The organism is Pseudomonas viridiflava (genome assembly GCF_900602065.1).
GTDB lineage: Bacteria > Pseudomonadota > Gammaproteobacteria > Pseudomonadales > Pseudomonadaceae > Aquipseudomonas.
Map to the genome: position 1 here is coordinate 455,834 of NZ_UWFN01000265.1, position 17,243 is coordinate 473,076.

The 17,243-nt window shown below is 57.3% G+C and carries 16 protein-coding genes; 6 read left to right on the forward strand and 10 right to left on the reverse strand.

Translation table 11 applies throughout. The features are described 5' to 3' along the window. Nucleotides 1–14 precede the first annotated feature (14 nt). From EE949_RS17285 to EE949_RS17295, 3 genes are all read left to right on the forward strand, one after another. Nucleotides 15–698 (forward strand): heavy metal response regulator transcription factor, encoded by a 684-nt coding sequence (locus EE949_RS17285; protein ID WP_122665382.1) that lies wholly within the window; start codon nt 15–17, stop codon nt 696–698. Beyond that, nucleotides 695–2,059 carry a heavy metal sensor histidine kinase gene (locus EE949_RS17290; protein WP_122665383.1) on the forward strand — a complete coding sequence of 455 codons (1,365 nt, stop codon included), beginning with the start codon at nt 695–697 and terminating at the stop codon, nt 2,057–2,059. The genes EE949_RS17285 and EE949_RS17290 overlap by 4 nt, the downstream gene beginning before the upstream one ends. Before the next feature lie 266 nt (nt 2,060–2,325). Next, nucleotides 2,326–3,822: a sensor domain-containing diguanylate cyclase gene (locus EE949_RS17295; protein ID WP_122665384.1), complete on the forward strand. Its 1,497-nt coding sequence runs from the start codon at nt 2,326–2,328 to the stop codon at nt 3,820–3,822. A gap of 93 nt (nt 3,823–3,915) precedes the next feature. Here the strand turns inward: EE949_RS17295 and EE949_RS17300 are convergent, their stop codons facing one another. Continuing rightward, the gene (locus tag EE949_RS17300) at nt 3,916–4,395 is read right to left on the reverse strand and encodes a PA2169 family four-helix-bundle protein (protein WP_122665385.1); all 480 of its coding nucleotides are present in this window, start codon (nt 4,393–4,395) and stop codon (nt 3,916–3,918) included. Between the two features lie 221 nt (nt 4,396–4,616). Between EE949_RS17300 and EE949_RS17305 the strand changes: the two genes are divergently transcribed. Further along, entirely contained in the window at nt 4,617–4,856 is a 240-nt protein-coding gene (locus EE949_RS17305; RefSeq protein WP_122665573.1) for a DUF3820 family protein, read from the forward strand. Nucleotides 4,857–4,937: 81 nt separating this feature from the next. Further along, nucleotides 4,938–6,113 (forward strand): aminotransferase class V-fold PLP-dependent enzyme, encoded by a 1,176-nt coding sequence (locus EE949_RS17310; protein ID WP_122665386.1) that lies wholly within the window; start codon nt 4,938–4,940, stop codon nt 6,111–6,113. 118 nt (nt 6,114–6,231) lie between these two features. Here the strand turns inward: EE949_RS17310 and EE949_RS17315 are convergent, their stop codons facing one another. Genes EE949_RS17315 through zwf form a run of 3 tightly spaced genes read right to left on the reverse strand, consistent with a single transcriptional unit; the run spans nt 6,232 to nt 9,093 of the window. Then, nucleotides 6,232–6,906, reverse strand: coding sequence for a bifunctional 4-hydroxy-2-oxoglutarate aldolase/2-dehydro-3-deoxy-phosphogluconate aldolase (locus EE949_RS17315; protein ID WP_122665387.1), 675 nt, complete (start codon nt 6,904–6,906; stop codon nt 6,232–6,234). Nucleotides 6,907–6,923: 17 nt separating this feature from the next. Next, nucleotides 6,924–7,637: a 6-phosphogluconolactonase gene (gene pgl / locus EE949_RS17320; RefSeq protein WP_122665388.1), complete on the reverse strand. Its 714-nt coding sequence runs from the start codon at nt 7,635–7,637 to the stop codon at nt 6,924–6,926. Then, nucleotides 7,624–9,093, reverse strand: coding sequence for a glucose-6-phosphate dehydrogenase (gene zwf / locus EE949_RS17325; RefSeq protein WP_122665389.1), 1,470 nt, complete (start codon nt 9,091–9,093; stop codon nt 7,624–7,626). The genes pgl and zwf overlap by 14 nt, the downstream gene beginning before the upstream one ends. A 218-nt stretch (nt 9,094–9,311) precedes the next feature. On the opposite strand from zwf, the gene EE949_RS17330 reads away from it, so the two are divergent. Beyond that, complete coding sequence (locus EE949_RS17330) at nt 9,312–10,178, forward strand: MurR/RpiR family transcriptional regulator (RefSeq protein WP_027901054.1); 867 nt, start codon at nt 9,312–9,314, stop codon at nt 10,176–10,178. A 124-nt stretch (nt 10,179–10,302) separates the two neighbouring features. Here EE949_RS17330 and EE949_RS17335 read toward each other — a convergent pair whose 3' ends face one another. The 6 genes from EE949_RS17335 to EE949_RS17360 form a co-directional block, all read right to left on the reverse strand. Continuing rightward, nucleotides 10,303–11,178: a D-hexose-6-phosphate mutarotase gene (locus EE949_RS17335; RefSeq protein ID WP_122665390.1), complete on the reverse strand. Its 876-nt coding sequence runs from the start codon at nt 11,176–11,178 to the stop codon at nt 10,303–10,305. A gap of 165 nt (nt 11,179–11,343) precedes the next feature. Then, nucleotides 11,344–12,699, reverse strand: coding sequence for a carbohydrate porin (locus tag EE949_RS17340; protein ID WP_122665391.1), 1,356 nt, complete (start codon nt 12,697–12,699; stop codon nt 11,344–11,346). A gap of 113 nt (nt 12,700–12,812) precedes the next feature. After that, nucleotides 12,813–13,973 (reverse strand): ABC transporter ATP-binding protein, encoded by a 1,161-nt coding sequence (locus EE949_RS17345; RefSeq protein ID WP_122665392.1) that lies wholly within the window; start codon nt 13,971–13,973, stop codon nt 12,813–12,815. Nucleotides 13,974–13,975: 2 nt separating this feature from the next. Then, nucleotides 13,976–14,821: a carbohydrate ABC transporter permease gene (locus EE949_RS17350; RefSeq protein ID WP_122665393.1), complete on the reverse strand. Its 846-nt coding sequence runs from the start codon at nt 14,819–14,821 to the stop codon at nt 13,976–13,978. After that, the gene (locus EE949_RS17355) at nt 14,814–15,722 is read right to left on the reverse strand and encodes a carbohydrate ABC transporter permease (RefSeq protein WP_122665394.1); all 909 of its coding nucleotides are present in this window, start codon (nt 15,720–15,722) and stop codon (nt 14,814–14,816) included. The genes EE949_RS17350 and EE949_RS17355 overlap by 8 nt, the downstream gene beginning before the upstream one ends. A 127-nt stretch (nt 15,723–15,849) precedes the next feature. After that, nucleotides 15,850–17,136 carry an ABC transporter substrate-binding protein gene (locus EE949_RS17360; RefSeq protein ID WP_122665395.1) on the reverse strand — a complete coding sequence of 429 codons (1,287 nt, stop codon included), beginning with the start codon at nt 17,134–17,136 and terminating at the stop codon, nt 15,850–15,852. Nucleotides 17,137–17,243: the final 107 nt, after the last annotated feature.

The window sequence follows — 17,243 nt, forward strand, 5'->3', positions numbered from 1 at the left end:
TCGAGAACTGCCCCATGCGTGTCCTGATCATCGAAGACGAAGAGAAGACCGCCGATTACCTGCATCGCGGCCTGACTGAGCAAGGCTTTACCGTGGACCTCGCCCGCGATGGCATCGAGGGGCTGCATCTGGCGCTGGAGAGCGATTACGACGTGATCATTCTCGACGTAATGCTGCCCGGCCTGGATGGCTTTGGGGTATTGCGCACGTTGCGCGCACGTAAACAGACGCCGGTGATCATGCTCACCGCCCGCGAGCAAGTGGACGACCGTATCCGCGGCCTTCGCGAAGGGGCCGATGACTACCTGGGCAAACCGTTCTCGTTCCTTGAGCTGGTCGCCCGCTTACAGGCCCTGACCCGACGCAGCAGCGGTCACGAGCCGGTGCAGATCAGCATTGCCGACCTGTGGATCGACCTGATCAGCCGCAAGGCAACTCGCGCCGGACTGCGCCTGGACCTCACCGCCAAAGAGTTCTCGTTGCTCAGCGTACTGGCGCGTCGGCAGGGGGAAATTCTGTCCAAGACATCCATCGCTGAAATGGTCTGGGATATCAATTTCGATAGCGATGCCAATGTCGTCGAAGTCGCGATAAAACGCTTGCGCGCCAAACTGGACGGGCCATTCGAGCACAAACTGCTGCATACCATTCGCGGCATGGGCTACGTGTTGGAGAGCCGCGCCGGAGAGCCGCAGTGAAGACTGACTCGATTGCCCTGCGTCTAAGCGGCCTGTTTGCACTGGTGGCATTGCTGGTCTTCACCCTGATCGGCTGGGCCTTGTACTTGCAGGTCGACAAAAGCATGGCACTGCTACCGGAAGCCGAGGCCGAGGCGCGTTACAGCGTGCTCGAATCTGCAGTCAACCGGCACAGTGATGTCGAGCACTGGGGACGGATCAAAAGCAAACTCAAGCTGCTTAGCGAAGAAGACAAGCGCCTGCGCTTTTGGGTCGTCAGTGACAATCCAACCTACGAGTTCGGCAATCCGGATGCCGACATTCGCAGCTTCGCCAACGGCCCTCTGGGCATGCGCAACCTGAAAATTACCGGGCATGAGTTCCCGTTCAAGGTCTTGGTCAGTCAGTTCGAAGCCAAGGAACAGCGCCCTCCGTTGCGATTTCTGATTGCCGTCGATACCGAAACCTTTCTGCAGACCCAACATGCTTTGATGATTGCCCTGATCGGCTTCGCAGCGCTGGGCATTCTGCTGGCTTCGGTGTTGGGTTACTGGGTCGCGCGCATTGGTCTGCGGCCGTTGACCAACCTGTCACTGGAGGCACGCAAGCTCGCACCACCCAGACTCTCCGGCCGGCTGCAGATGACGCCACTGCCACCGGAACTCAACCAGTTTGTCACCTCGTTCAACTCGACGCTGGAGCGGGTCGAGCAGGCCTATGCGCGATTGGAGTCGTTCAACGCCGATGTCGCCCACGAACTGCGTTCACCGCTGACCAATCTTATCGGCCAGACCCAGGTCGCCCTGACCCGGGGGCGCTCGGCAGAACATTACTTCGAGGTGCTGCAATCGAACCTGGAAGAACTCGAACGACTCCGCTCAATCATCAACGACATGCTGTTCCTGGCCAGCGCCGATCAGGGCAGCAAAGTCACAGAGTTGACCTGCGCCTCACTGGCTCAGGAAGTGGCGACCACGCTGGATTATCTGGACTTCATTCTTGAGGATGCCCAGGTACAGGTCGAAGTCTACGGCGATGCCTGCGTACCGATGGAAAAAGCCCACTTGCGCAGGGCACTGATCAACCTGCTGCACAACGCGGTGCAGCACACCGAAGCGGGCCAGTTGATCCGCGTGGATATCACCGAACAGACTGACCATGTCAGCGTTGGCGTCGCCAACCCCGGTGCACAAATTGCCAGCGAACACCTGCCCAAACTGTTCGAACGCTTTTACCGGGTGGATGCATCACGCGCCAACAGTGGTGCCAACCACGGTCTCGGGCTGGCTATCGTCAAGGCTATTGCGTTGATGCACGGCGGCAGCGTGTTCGTACACAGCCGTGAGGGTATCAACACCTTCGGCATCAAATTGCCGTTGTGATGTCCTGCCCCTGACCAGCCAAGCAACGCTCCCACAGGGATTAATGTCTACCGCATGTACCGTCTGCCAAACCGTAAGATCTTTCACGAAATAAAAGCGCATTCACACACACGGTAAAATCACACCTGTTTCGACCCGCCCCACATAGGTTATAAATACCGGGTCGACATTGATCCTGAATATATAAAAACTCTTTAAAATCTTTAAACTCTTTAAAAACAAAGAGTTGAAGAAGCATTCATCATTTTCCGAGTTTATCCCCAGCAATGATTGCTCCCCAAGCCATGCAGGCATCTCGTAAAAATTGGCAGCGACCAGAAATTATTCTGATTTTCGGCAGTGTGCTGGCGATCACCGCTATCGCGATCATTGTCGTTTCGTTATTGATCCGCGAGCGCCGGGATGCAAATGAAGCAGCAGCCCGGGCGTCTTCCAATATCGTGCGTTTGATTGATGCCGATGTATTACGTAATGCAGAGCTTTACGACACTTCACTGCAAGGCATGATCAACGCGTGGCAACTGCCCGAGTTGCAGGGCATTGCCCCGAACTTGCGCCATTTGGTTTTGTTCGATCGCTCCACTGCAGCGCGTTACAAAGGTGACCTGCTGTTAATCGACAAAGACGGCCGAATTCTCGCTGACTCCACATCACTTGAACCACGTCCCTATAACCTTGCCGACCGCCCTCATTTTCAGGAGCACATGAGTAACCCGTCGCTGGACATGATGGTCGGTGCACCTTTCAAGGCGCACTGGGGTTTCAAAGACTGGTGCATCAGCTTCAGCCGTCGCATCTCTGGCGAAGACGGTTCGTTTCAGGGCATCGCCAGCGCTGCGATGCGCCTGGTGTATTTCAAGCAACTGTTTCGCACGCTGGACATCGGTCCGGACAGCAACGTCACGCTGCTCAACACTGACGGCACGCTGCTCGCTCGTCACCCGGACATACCCGGCAAAGACATCATCGGCGAAAGCTTTGCCTCCAGCCCCAATTTCAAACGCATTCTTGAAGAAGGTAACGGCAGCTTTTCCGGAATTTCGTCGGTGGACGGCAAAGAGCGGCTGTATACCTTCTCTCATGTTGGCGAGTTACCGTTGATTGTGGTGGTAGGCCAGTCCGTAAAAGAGGTCTATGCCCTCTGGAACCGTAATGTGCTGCTGGTCGGGGCCGCCACCACCGTATTGTGCCTGGGGATTCTCTGGCTAAGCCTGTTGCTGCGCCGCGAATTGAGGCTGCGGCATCAGGCAGAAAGCGAGCTCAGAGCCCGCGCGTCAACCGATGCCCTGACGGGGCTGGCCAATCGGCGTCGGCTCGACGAAGTGATGAAAAGCGAATGGACGCGCGGGATGCGCTCAGGCAAACCGCTTTCGCTGCTGGTGGTAGATGTCGATCACTTCAAAGCCTTCAATGATCGTCATGGGCATCACGGCGGGGACGAAGCGCTACGCAACGTTGCATCGACCATCGCCCACAACATCAGAAGACCAGGCGACTTCGTTGCGCGCTATGGCGGCGAAGAGTTCGTGGTGGTGTTAGGTGAGACGAGCCTGGAGGGCGCCCGTGTAATCGCAGAGATCATTCGTAAAGCAGTGGAAGCGATCCCGCCCTACGCCAGCGATAGCCAGCCGATTACCGTGAGCATTGGCATCGCCTGCGCTGAGGCTAAAACGGGTGAGACCATCGACCTGTTGTTCAAGACAGCGGACAAGGCGTTGTACGTCGCCAAAAGCAAAGGGCGTAACCGGGTTGAGCCCGCTTAGCCTTTGAGCTGCAACCGACGTACAGCTTGACGGAGCAGATTGCAGCCATAAAAAAACGCCAGACTGGCTGGCGTTTTTTCAGACATTCACGTCTTAGTGTGCAGCTTTCTCGGCACGAGCAGCATTGCGCAGGTCACGAACTTTGTCGTGGTTGGCCTGAACGCCTTGCAGTTGCTTGTCGATCAGCGACTGCACGGATGCTGGCAGATTGTCCTTGACCGCTTTCTCGCGCGCTTCTTTGTACGCTTTCAGCGCGACATCTTCGCCACGTTCTACTTCTTCGAGGATCGCTTTGTCGTCCTTGCCGGTCAGCGCCGACTTCAGATCAACCCAGGCGCGGTGCAAAGTACCGCTTACGCTGGAAGAAGTTTCTGGATCACCGCCCAGCGAGCGCACTTCGGCTTGCAATTCAGCAACCGACGTTTTGATCTCTGCAGAGCGGCTCAGGAAGAATGCTTTGATCGCAGGGTTTTTGATGTCTTCTGCACTGGTCTGAAAACCTTTCTCGCCATCTTTGCTGGTTTCGATCAGGTCGTTCAGAAGGGAGATCGATTCTTTATTGATGTCAGTCATTTTTCAAGTTCCTTATGGGCAGGTTTATACAAAATGATTTGCATGCATGAGTAATTGCAGGGCGCATGCCAGCTTTTTTAAATTTATTTATTCCTTTAAAATCATCAACTTAGTATTAACACCAGACAGATGGCTCGTGATTTATGCATGAACTGTCCTTTGGCCTGCATGCAGAATGCACGTATCGTGGGGATGTTCTGAAATCAGGCGATGTAAACCTTATGGATCCGGAAAAACTTTTGCTGCTGGTCACTCGCGAGATGCCGTTTGGCAAATATCAGGGGCGGCTGCTCGCTGACTTGCCGGGCCAGTATCTGAACTGGTTTGCGCGCGAAGGCTTTCCTAAAGGTGAGCTAGGCAGTTTGCTGGCATTGATGCAGGAGATCGATCATAACGGTCTGTCGGAGCTGCTTGATCCGCTGCGCACGAGGCCCAGAAAGAAGTACAACGACCGCCAATAGCAATGGATTTTCAGGGCCATCCAATGTTGCGTGCAGATTGCCCCTGTAGGAGCAGTCATTCAGTCAGAAAGAGAGGACGCAATGCTCAAGCAACAGGCAAGGGATGAACAGTTCTGGCAGGGTATCGCTGGACGATATGACGTGGAACCGGGGCCGATCAATCTAGAGAACGGTTACTTCGGCCGCATGACCCGCGAGGTGCAGGAGGACTACCGGCGCAACATTGATTACGTGAACCGCAGCAACTCGGTGTACGTGCGTCGCCAGTTCGATGCCTACGACAGCGGCATGATCCACGCGCAACTGGCGCAATTGCTCCAGGTCAGCGCGCAGGAAGTTGCCATTACCCGCTGCGCCTCCGAATCCCTGCAATCGCTGATCCGTAACTACAACCAGTTGCAGCCCGGTGATCAGGTGCTGATCTGCGATCTTGATTACATCAGTGTGCAAAGCGCCATGCGCTGGCTGGCGAAAAGCCGTGGTGTCGAAGTCATCGAAATCTCCCACGTCCATCCCGCCACCTACGACAGCCTGCTCAACAGCTATCAGCAGGCGTTCGAGCAGTATCCCCGGCTCAAGCTGATGGCGCTGACTCATGTCACCCATCGCACGGGGCTGGTGATGCCGGTTCAGGCCATTGCCGGTCTGGCTAAAGAGCACGGCGTGGATGTCATCCTCGACGGCGCCCACGCACTCGGCCAACTGGACTTCAAACTCGACGAGTTGGGCGTGGCATTCGCCGGATACAACCTGCAGAAATGGATCGGCTCGCCGTTGAGTCTGGGGTTTATCTATGTGGCCCGCGAGCGCATTTCGGCTGTCGACCCGGACATGGGCGACACCCGCTACGATGCCGATGACATCCTGTCACTGGTGCCTTATGGCACGCCGAACATCCCGGCGTGGATGACGCTGCCCAAAGTATTCGAAGAGCATCTGGCGATGGGCGGTTCGGCAGTTAAGGGCGCACGTCTGAGCTACCTGCGAGACCTTTGGGTCAAGCCGGCAAGAGACCTGGAGCAGGTTGAAATTCTGACCCCGGACGACCCGCGCCTGTATTGCGGGATTACCGCGTTGCGCTTTACTCGGCAACAGGATCAGCAGCGGATGGTTGAGCGCTTGCTGGAGGAATACAACCTGTTCACCGTCGCCCGCCAAGGCGCTGCCTGTGGACCGTGTATCCGGATTACGCCGGGGTTCAGTACCTCAGCGGCGGATATGGAGCTGTTGGTTGAGGCGTTGCAGCAGTTGGGGTGAGCAACGGATTTCGAATTGTGGGAGCAGAGCTTGCTCGCGATGCATAAGACGCAGCCAGAAGCCATACCGCGTTATCGTTTATCGCGAGCAAGCTCTGCTCCCACAAACCGCGGATTAATCAGTCAAACAACGCCATCGCCTGCGCGGTGGCTTCCTGGATACGGCCCCAGTCGCCGTTCTTGACCCAGGCGTTGTCGATCATCCACGTCCCGCCCACGCACATCACATTGGGCTGGGCCATGTAGCTTTTGAGGTTGTCGGCGTTGACGCCGCCGGTTGGGCAGAAACGCACTTCATTGAACGGACCGCCAAGCGCCTTGATCGCCGCGACGCCGCCGCTGATTTCCGCCGGGAACAGCTTGAAGCGACGATAGCCCATGGCGTAGCCAATCATGATTTCCGACGCACTGCTGATGCCCGGCAACAGCGGCAACGGGCTGTCGAGCGCGGCTTGCAGCAAGTCCTGCGTACTGCCCGGCGTGACGATGAATTGCGAACCCGCCGCCTCGGCGTCGGCCAGCATGTGCCGGTCAAGAATGGTGCCTGCACCGACGCACAGCTCAGGGCGCTGCTCACGAAGAATACGGATTGCACTCAGGCCAAATGCCGAGCGCAAAGTGACTTCCAGCGCCGTCATGCCACCGGCGGCCAAGGCGTCAGCCAGCGGCAGGACGTCCTCGTCACGCAGGATGGTGATGACCGGCAAAATTTTTGCCTTGGCGCAGAGTTCGTCAATCTGCTTGATCTTGTTCGCCATGCTGTTCAGCGGCTGAGTGTTATCGACGGTGTTCATGGCGGCGGATCCTTTTGTTATGGGCACCAGTAAATCTCAAGTGAAGAGTCAAGAAAGGCGCGTATTGGCATTTCAGCGAGGTCATCGCCCGCCAATGCGGCCCGCAGGGTGTCGAGCTTGGCCTGACCGGAAACCGACAGGATCGGCAGGCGCGCCGAAGCCAGCAGTTGACGCGTCATGGTCAAGCGTTGATGCGGAACAGCAGGCGCCAGCATCGGTAAACAACGGCGAGTACTGTCCAGTCGCAACGCTTCGCTCAGGTTCGGGCTCTCGGGGAACAGCGATGCGGTGTGCCCGTCATCGCCCATGCCCAGAATCAGCACGTCAATCGGCGGCAGCTCAGCCAGTGCCTGATCAGCCGCGTCGGCGGCCTCTTCAAGGCTCGGCGCGACGGTGTATAGACCGAAGAAGCGCGCCTTGGCCGCCGGGCCTTGCAACAGGAAACGCTGCAGCAGGCCTGCGTTGCTGTCGGCGTGCTCGACCGGCACCCAGCGTTCGTCAGCCAGGCTGACGACCACTTTCGACCAGTCCAGCGGCTGCTGAGCCAGGCTCTGGAAAAACGCCACCGGGCTGCGACCACCGGAAACCACCAGGGTCGCTACGCCATTGGCGCTGATTGCAGCGTTAAGCTGTTCGGCAACGTTGGCGGCCAACGTCTGCGCCAACTGCTGAGGATTATCGAACTCCCGGGCCACAAGGCCTTGGGGAAATTCAAGTTCACATATCGCCATACCACGATCTCCCATCACGAGTAATCAGGGCAATGGAGCTCATCGGCCCCCACGATCCGGCGGCATAAGGCTTGGGCGCATCGCCCGCCTTTTTCCAGCCGGCGATCAGTTGATCGCACCATTGCCAGGCGTACTCAATTTCATCTTTGCGAACAAACAGGTTCTGATTGCCGCGCATGACTTCCAGCAACAAACGCTCATAGGCATCAGGGACGCGCGCGCTGCGGTAAGTGTCGGAAAAATTCAGTTGCAACGGGCCGCTGCGCAGCTGCATGCCTTTGTCCAGGCCCTGATCCTTGGTCATCACCTGCAAGGAAATGCCTTCGTCCGGCTGCAGGCGAATGATCAGACGGTTGCTGATCTGCATGCGCTGCTCGGGGGCGAAGATGTAGTGCGGCGGCTCTTTGAAATGGATCACGATCTGCGACAGTTTCTGCGGCATACGCTTGCCGGTACGCAGGTAGAACGGGGTACCCGACCAGCGCCAGTTACGGATATCGGCACGCAGCGCAACGAAGGTTTCGGTATCGCTCTGGGTGTTGGAGTTTTCTTCCTCCAGATAACCCGGCACGGCCTTGCCCTCGCTGTAACCCGCCGTGTATTGACCGCGAACCACCTGAGTAGCCAGCCGCTCCGGGGTGAAGGGCGCGAGGGCTTTGAGCACCTTCACTTTTTCGTCACGAATACTGTCAGCAGACAGGTCGCTCGGCGGGTCCATGGCGATCAGACACAGCAATTGCAGCAAGTGGTTCTGAATCATGTCGCGCAATTGCCCGGCCTGATCGAAGTAACCCCAACGGCCTTCAATGCCCACTTTCTCTGCCACGGTGATTTCAACGTGGGAAATGTGGTTCTGGTTCCACTGGGTTTCAAACAGGCTGTTGGCAAAGCGCAGGGCGATCAGGTTCTGAACGGTGTCTTTGCCCAGGTAGTGGTCGATACGATAAACGCGACTTTCCGGGAGGAACTGCGCCACGGCGTCGTTGACCCGACGCGAAGAAGCGAGGTCATGGCCGATAGGTTTTTCCAGCACTGCACGAGTACGTTCGGTCAGGTTCACCGAGGCCAGATTTTCACAGATCGCGCCATACACCGAAGCAGGCGTGGCGAAGTAGGCAATCAGGGTTTCTGCGTCGCCCACGCGCTCTGCCAGTGCGACATAATCCTCAGCCTTGAGAAAGTCGACGTGCAGGTAGCTCAGACGCGCCTGAAAACGCTCCACGTGTTCCGTTTCAAGCTGTGCTTCAGGAACGAAGCGGCGTAACGATTCATCGATGTGTGCCAAATGCTGCTGTGCGTCGCCAGACTCACGCGCCAACGCGAGAATTCGCGTGTCGGCATGCAGCAATCCAGCGCGGTCGAGCTGATAAAGCGCCGGGAACAGCTTGCGCACTGCCAGGTCGCCCAAGGCGCCAAACAAGGCAAAAGTGCACGGTTCAACCGTAATCGAGAGCATAATGTTGGTTCTTTTATCAAGTTAAGCTACAAATACCTTTTTTAAAGGCGTTACTCAAGGCCATATGTAGTAATAACCACAACATTCAATCTAAAAGCATATTCCAGTGGTGATCAACACAGGCCCTGAGTACGATAGGCCACCTTTGCTACAGGCTAAAGGGCCTATCTGCCTGCCCTCAAAAAAACCTGAGCAAATCTGCCTGATTAGGACTTTGAATGGACCACTCAAGAAATCTTCTGGAGCAGATCCAGAGCCGCCTCGAAGAACTCAACAAGGCTGAACGCAAGGTTGCTGAAGCGATTCTTCTTAACCCACAACAAGCAACTCGCTTCAGTATTGCGGCATTAGCCCAGGCAGCCAAAGTCAGCGAGCCAACGGTCAATCGCTTCTGCCGTTCCTTCGCCGTCAGTGGTTACCCGGAACTTAAATTGCAGTTGGCGCAGAGCCTGGCCAGCGGTGCTGCATACGTCAGCCGTGCGGTAGAAGCCGACGATGACCCCGAGGCGTACACCAAAAAGATATTTGGCAGCGCAATTGCCTCACTGGACAGCGCCGTTCAGCAACTGGACCCGGCCCTGATCAGCAAGTCGGTAGACATGTTGATTCAGGCGCGCCAGATCCACTTCTTCGGTCTGGGCGCTTCCGCACCGGTGGCGCTGGACGCCCAACACAAATTCTTCCGCTTCAATCTGGCGGTCACCGCCCATGCCGACGTGCTCATGCAGCGCATGATTGCCTCGGTGGCGCACACCGGCGAGTTGTTCGTGATCATTTCCTACACAGGCCGTACACGGGAACTGGTGGAAGTGGCGCGCATTGCCCGGGCCAATGGCGCTTCAGTGCTGGGGCTCACAGCAGCCGGTTCGCCCCTGGCCCAAGCCAGCACGGTAAGCCTGAACATTCCACTGCCGGAAGACACCGACATCTATATGCCGATGACTTCCAGGATCATCCAGCTCACAGTGCTCGATGTGCTGGCTACCGGCATGACCCTGCGCCGCGGCGTGGACTTCCAGCCGCACCTGCGCAAGATCAAGGAAAGTTTGAATGACAGCCGGTATCCGGTTGAGGATCAGGGGTAGCGCTTAAAGCTTTCTGTAGGAGCTGCCGAAGGCTGCGATCGCGGCGTATCAGGATAAATGCTTCGCAGCCTTCGGCAGCTCCTACAGAAATCCAGTAGTTGCATGTTGGCTCCTGTGTTTGCCTTCAATGCAGCAAACACGCCTGTAAACTCAGCTCGACCTGCTCTCCCGGCGCAAGGCTCAGGCTTTCATCGCCGCCTGACGCTGCTTCAACGCAAACGAAACCTGATGCCTCCTTGCCTGCTACACCCAGCAAGGGTCGGCTGCCAGGATGCCAGACGACAGTACTGGCGTTGGCGCCACTGTTAATACTCAGACGGCGCTGCCAGGATTGATCCTGTAGCTGCAACGGACCATTGTGCTCGAATACCCGCTGGCAGCCACCCGCGACGCGTAACTCGCCCTCCTGCCGACATGCCCGTCGATTCAACTGATCGAAGCCCTCAGCGCCTTCCAGGCCGTGCAAGGCCACATCGGCGACGTCACTGATGCGCCAGTAAGCGTGCAAAGCGTGGCCGAACTGACAGGGTTCGCTGTCTTCGTGAGAGGTGCCAAGGCGCAATTCCATACCCTCCCCCAGCTCGGCATACAGATCGGCCTGCCAGTCACACAGCTGCAAACGCCAATGCAGACTGACGCCGGATTCGCTTTCGCGGCTGTCGATCAGTTTCCAGTCCAGCAATCGACCCCAGCCATGCGCGGGCCAGCCCGACTCAACGGGATGCCTCCCATGCCAGGGCCAACACACCGGCACACCGCCACGGATCGCACCCACCTGCGGCCAGCGCGATGCGCACCACAGCCAGGGTTTCTGACCCGTGGGCTGGAAATGCAGCAGTTGTGCGCCCTGCCGGCTGAACACTGCCTGACACAACGGATGATCAATCAGCAACACGTCGCGTCGCTGATGACGCTCCCATTCGAAGGTCGGCCGGGCGCGTCGGGATGTGAAGAAGCGCTGTAGGGGGTGTTCGGATGCATCTGCTTGATTGGTGGTCATTGTTGTCCTGCGCCACTGGGTCTGTAGGAGCTGCCGAAGGCTGCGATGCGGTACATCTGGCAGATCGCGATCGCAGCCTTCGGCAGCTCCTACAGACAAAGCATTCTTTTGCTCAAAAAAACGGGCAGCCAGGCTGCCCGCAAAGCACACACGACCCTTGATCGTTTAGAACTTGGTCTGCAATTTGATACCCGCGACCAGAGCGTTATCCACTTGATCTACGCCACCCGGGCTTTTGATGTATTGCAGGTTGGGGCGGACAGTCAGCCAGTCGGTAACGTGTACGCCGTAGTAGATCTCGGAGTTGTACTCGCTCTTCTGGATAGGCAGATAGCCTGGGTTGTCATAGTCGCTGATGCCATTGACGGCGTTGATCTGACGGGCACGATCGGTGACGTTATCGTTGACGTGGATACGCGAAACACCGATGCCGATGTCATCCTTCGGACGCGCATCGAAAGGCCCTTTGAAGACCATACCGACTTGCAGGAAGTTGTCGACGAAGTTGGTGTCCTTGTCATGCACGGTGGCGTTGGCAAACAGGGTCAGGCCGCGAGACGGATCGCCACTGAAGGTGCTGACCTGTTGCTGCGCCACGACCCACCAGCCAGTTTTTTCGTTACGCGACTTGAACGCTGCACCGGTCAGACCTTGAGGCTGGCCGTTGACATCCTCGTAGCGGTCGTCGGCACTCGGGCTGCTGAAGTAATAACCCAGCCGATATTCGCCAGGCAGCGAGTTAACGGTTGGCGACCACACCACTTCAACCGGCACCAGCGTCCCTTTGGAACCGCTGCCGCTCAGCTTGAAGCCGTTTCCGGTTTCCAGGTTGGACGGGTTCTGCTCGTAGACGCCGATCTGTGCGTACACCTCAGGCGTGATGTTGTATTTCACACGCAACGCCCACTGGCTGACAGGCCAGTTGTACCAGGTATCCACATAGTTGGCGGCCTGAGTGCCGCAGAACGTCAAGTTCTGGAAGTCGCAAGGGAAGCTGCCGAAGTCTTCGCCTTCGCCCATGCGGCCGGCCTTGATGTCGAGCTTGCCGTCGAAGAATTTCTGTTTGACCCACATCTGTGTCAGGCGCCAGGTCTGACCACGACCCCAGACTTCCTGCGAGGAACTGAGTGTGCCGACGCGCGGATCGCCGAGACGATCATTGGAGATGTTCTTGCCGCTACGCTCAGTGATTGCCAGCTTGAACTCAGCATCGTTCCAGCCGAAAGCTTTTTGCAGGTCGATGTTAACGCCGAGTGCGAACTGGTCGCTGTAGCGAGCCGTCTTGTCGGTGTCGTAGCCGCCGTGAATGTTGGAGCCCATCTCGCCAACGTATTCCAGCGAGAAATCATAGCCCTTGTCATACAGTTCTTTACGCACGCCACCCCAGTCACCGGTCATATGCCCGTTGGGGTTGTAAGGCTCGATGGCGTAAGCCGCACTGGAAAAAACCAGCGCGCTCAATACGGACAAACCACCGACAAGCTGGAACTGATTAAGCGATTTATTGCGTAGCTTCTTCATCCCTTGGATCCTCATTTTATTGTTATTAGCTTTTACGGCATTGACATCGACTACTTCGTGTTCGCTGGCAGAACGCTCTGAATGGCAGTGAGCGCCCGGCTGGCAGTGTCCGGTCAGTTACGGTTGATCTGGGTGACATTGGCTGCACGTTCGACTGGCTGCTGGCTGGCAAGCACGCCCAGTCGCTCGCCAGTGGCGGCATCAAAGAGCAGAACTTTGGCCGGGTCGAATTGCAGGGTCAGGCTTTCACCTACCTGCGGCGCAACGTCTGGTGCGAGACGGCAGCAGACCTTGCTCTGGTTGAGCGTGACGAACACCAGTGTGTCCGGCCCGGTGGGTTCGGTGACCTGAACTTCGGCGCGAATGGTCGGCAGGCCGTTGGCCTCCGAAGGCGCGAGCACTATTTGCTCAGGGCGCAAACCAAGGATTACTTCGCGGTCTTCCAGCCCCGCGTCGGTCATGCCCAAAGGCAACTCGCAACGCGCTTGGCCACTGTCGAGCAACGCAATAAGACGCCCTTCCTTGCGTTGCAGACGCAGTGGAATGAAGTTCATCGGTGGCGAACCAATAAAGCTGGCAACGAACAGGTTGGCTGGATCGTTGTAGATCTGTTTGGGCGTACCGAACTGCTGAATGATGCCGTCTTTCATCACCGCCACTTTGTCGCCCAGAGTCATTGCTTCGATCTGATCGTGGGTGACGTAAACCGTGGTGGTTTTCAGACGCTGGTGCATCAGCTTCATTTCGGTACGCATCTCGACGCGCAGCTTGGCGTCGAGGTTGGACAGGGGTTCGTCGAACAGATAAATCTTCGGCCGTCGTGCCAGGGCACGCCCCATCGCCACGCGCTGCTGCTGACCGCCGGACAACTGCCCCGGCTTGCGATTGAGCAGATGCTCGATCTGCAGCAGCTTGGCGACGCGGGTGACCTCTTCGTCGATGGCCGCAGCACTCATCTTGCGAATCTTCAGACCGAACTCGATGTTCTCGCGCACGCTCATGGTTGGGTACAGCGCGTAGGACTGAAACACCATGGCGATGTCTCGATCCTTGGGGCTCATGCCGCTGACATCGGCGTCGTCGATCAGGATCGACCCGGCACTGATGTTTTCCAGCCCTGCGATGCAGTTCATCAGGGTCGACTTACCACAGCCGGAAGGCCCGACCAGAATCAGGAACTCGCCATCCTTGATCTGCAATTCGATGTTTTTCAGCGTGTCCGGAAGGCCCGCGCCGTAGGTCTTGTTTACATTACGTAATTCGAGCGTTGCCATGTTTACCCCTTGACTGCGCCGGCCGTGAGCCCACGCACGAAATACTTGCCAGCGACGATGTACACCAGCAATGTCGGCAGCCCGGCGATCATCGCGGCCGCCATATCAACGTTGTATTCCTTGACCCCGGTACTGGTGTTGACCAGGTTATTCAGCGCCACGGTAATGGGCTGCGAATCGCCGCTGGAGAACACCACACCAAACAGGAAGTCGTTCCAGATCTGGGTGAACTGCCAGATCAGGCAAACCATGATGATCGGCGTCGACATCGGCAGAATGATCTTGCCGAAGATCGTGAAGAAACCCGCACCATCCAGCCGCGCAGCCTTGACCAGCGCGTCCGGAATGCTCACGTAGTAGTTACGGAAGAACAGCGTGGTGAAGGCCAGACCGTAAACCACGTGCACGAACACCAGCCCGGTGGTAGTGCTGGCCAGCCCCATCTTGCCGAGCGTGAAAGACGCAGGCAGCAATACCGTTTGAAACGGCAGGAAGCAGCCAAACAACAGCAGGCCGAAGAACAACTGCGAGCCGCGAAAACGCCACATCGACAGCACGTAGCCGTTGAGTGCACCGATGGCCGTTGAAATCAGAACAGCGGGCACGGTGATCTTGATCGAGTTCCAGAAGTAGCCATCCAGCGTCGCCCAGGCCTTGATCCAGCCAATCCCGGTGACCACGGTGGGCCAGCTCAGCAGGTTGCCGGTGCCGATGTCTTCAGGTGTTTTGAAGCTGGTGAGCAACATGACCACCAGCGGTACGAGGTACAGCAGACACGCGAGGATCAATACCGCATAAATGGCGATACGACCGAAGCTGAAGGCTGGTTTGCCGACATGACTAGTCATTGCGCTTGGTCCTCAGCTCGGAATACAGATACGGCACCAGAATCGCCAGGATCGCGCCAAGCATCAGAATCGCACTGGCCGAACCCATGCCCATCTGGCCACGGCTGAAGGTGAACGAGTACATGAACATGGCGGGCAAATCCGAGGAGTAACCCGGTCCGCCAGCCGTCATCGCCGCCACCAGGTCGAAACTCTTGATTGCGATGTGCGCGAGGATCATCACCGAACTGAAGAACACCGGACGCAGGCTTGGCAGCACCACTTTCCAGTAAATCTTCGGCATGCTCGCGCCATCAATCTGCGCGGCACGGATGATCGATTGATCAACGCCACGCAGCCCGGCAAGAAACATCGCCATGATGAACCCGGACGACTGCCACACAGCAGCAATCACCAGGCAGTACACCACGCGATCAGGGTCTACCAGCCAGTCCAGGCGAAAGCCTTCCCAGCCCCAGTCCCGAAGCATTTTGTCCAGGCCCAGACCCGGGTTGAGCAACCACTTCCAGGCAGTACCGGTGACGATCATCGACAACGCCATCGGGTACAGATAAATCGTGCGGATAAACCCTTCGCGACGAATACGCTGATCGAGAAACACCGCGAGCACGACGCCAATAGCCAGGCTGATGGCGATGAACATGCCGCCAAAAACGATCAGGTTCTTGCTTGCCACCCACCAACGGTCGCTTTCGTACAGACGCACGTACTGCGCAAGCCCGGCCCACTTGTAACTGGGCAGGAAAGTCGAGGTGGTGAACGACAGCACGAACGTCCACAGGATGTAACCGTAAAAACCGACCAGCACGATGAACATGCTCGGCGCGAGCACCAACTTGGGCAGCCAGCGTTGCAGCGCATCGAGTGGCGAGGCTTTGCTGAGGGCAGCGACAGAGCTCATCGAATCATCCACATTGAAAACATCGTTTCCAGTGCGCAGGCGTGCCTGACACCAGACTCTGGTGTCGGCAGCACGCACTACGGCTGGGTGTATCGCTGGCGAACCAGCGGTGCAGCTTCAGAAAGCGTTACTTGGCGGACTTGATAGCCGAGGACAGTTGGGCCGGCGCTTTGGCAGGATCAGCCTTTGGATCGTTCATGTAGTTGGTCACCACATCGAAGATCGCGCCCTGCACGGCAAGGGTCGTCGCCATGTTGTGCGCCATGCTTGGCTGCAGGCCACCGGTTTTCGCGTCAGCCAGGAAGTCCTTGGCTGCGGTCTGGGCGCAGGAATCGAAACCGTTCTTTTCCATGTTGTTCAACATGTCGTTACGAACCGGGATCGAACCCTTGTTGATGCTGAAGACCTTCTGGAAGTCTTCACCCAGCGCGACTCTGGCAATGTCTTGCTGAGCCGCAGCGGTGCCTTTGTCTTTCTGTTTGAAGACCGCCAGAGAGTCGATGTTGTAGGTAAAGGCCTTGTCGGTGCCCGGGAACGCCACACACTGATAATCCTTGCCCGCTACCTTCTTGGCAGCAGTCCACTCGCTCTTGGCCCAGTCACCCATGATCTGCATACCGGCCTTGCCGTTGATCACGTCCGCAGCAGCGACGTTCCAGTCACGACCGGCACGGTTCGGGTCCATGTAACCAGCGACCTTCTTGAACTCGGTAAACACCTTGACCATTTCCGGGCCAGTCAGGGTTTTCTCGTCCAGGTCGACAAAGGCTTTTTTGTATCCATCAGCGCCCATGACCGACAGCAACACGGCTTCAAAGACGGTGCTGTCTTGCCATGGCTGACCACCATGAGCCAGGGCGATGAAGCCCTTGGCTTTCAGCTTGTCGCCTGCGGCGTAGAATTCATCAAGGGTGGTGGGGGCTTTTTCGATACCGGCTTTCTTGAAGACTTCCGGGTTGATCCACAGCCAGTTGACGCGGTGAATGTTGACCGGCACGGCCACATAGTCGCCGTCGTACTTGACGGTGTCGGAGACTTTCTTGTCCAGCAGGCCGTCCCACTTCTCTTCTTTGGCAACGTCTTTCAGGACGTCAGTGTCGAGCAAGCCGGTGGACGCCCATTCCTGAATATCCGGGCCTTTGATCTGCGCGACGCCCGGTGGATTACCGGATACGGCGCGGCTCTTGAGCACAGTCATGGCCGTCGAACCACCACCACCGGCAACTGCGCCGTCCTTCCATGTGAAGCCGTCTTTCTCTACCTGAGCCTTGAGCACATCCACAGCCGCTTTCTCGCCACCGGAGGTCCACCAGTGGACAACTTCGACGGTGCCTTTCGAATCAGCGGCTAGAGCGCTCAGAGGGAACAACGAGGCGACAGAGATGACAGCTGCGAGGCGGGAAATTGAATTCATCGATTTAACCTTTTCTTGTTGTTATGCATGAGCAAGTCTGTGCTTGCGCTGCATGGAGTCTAACCAAGGGTTTTGAAAGAATAGTAACGAAGCGACGCGCAATGGTC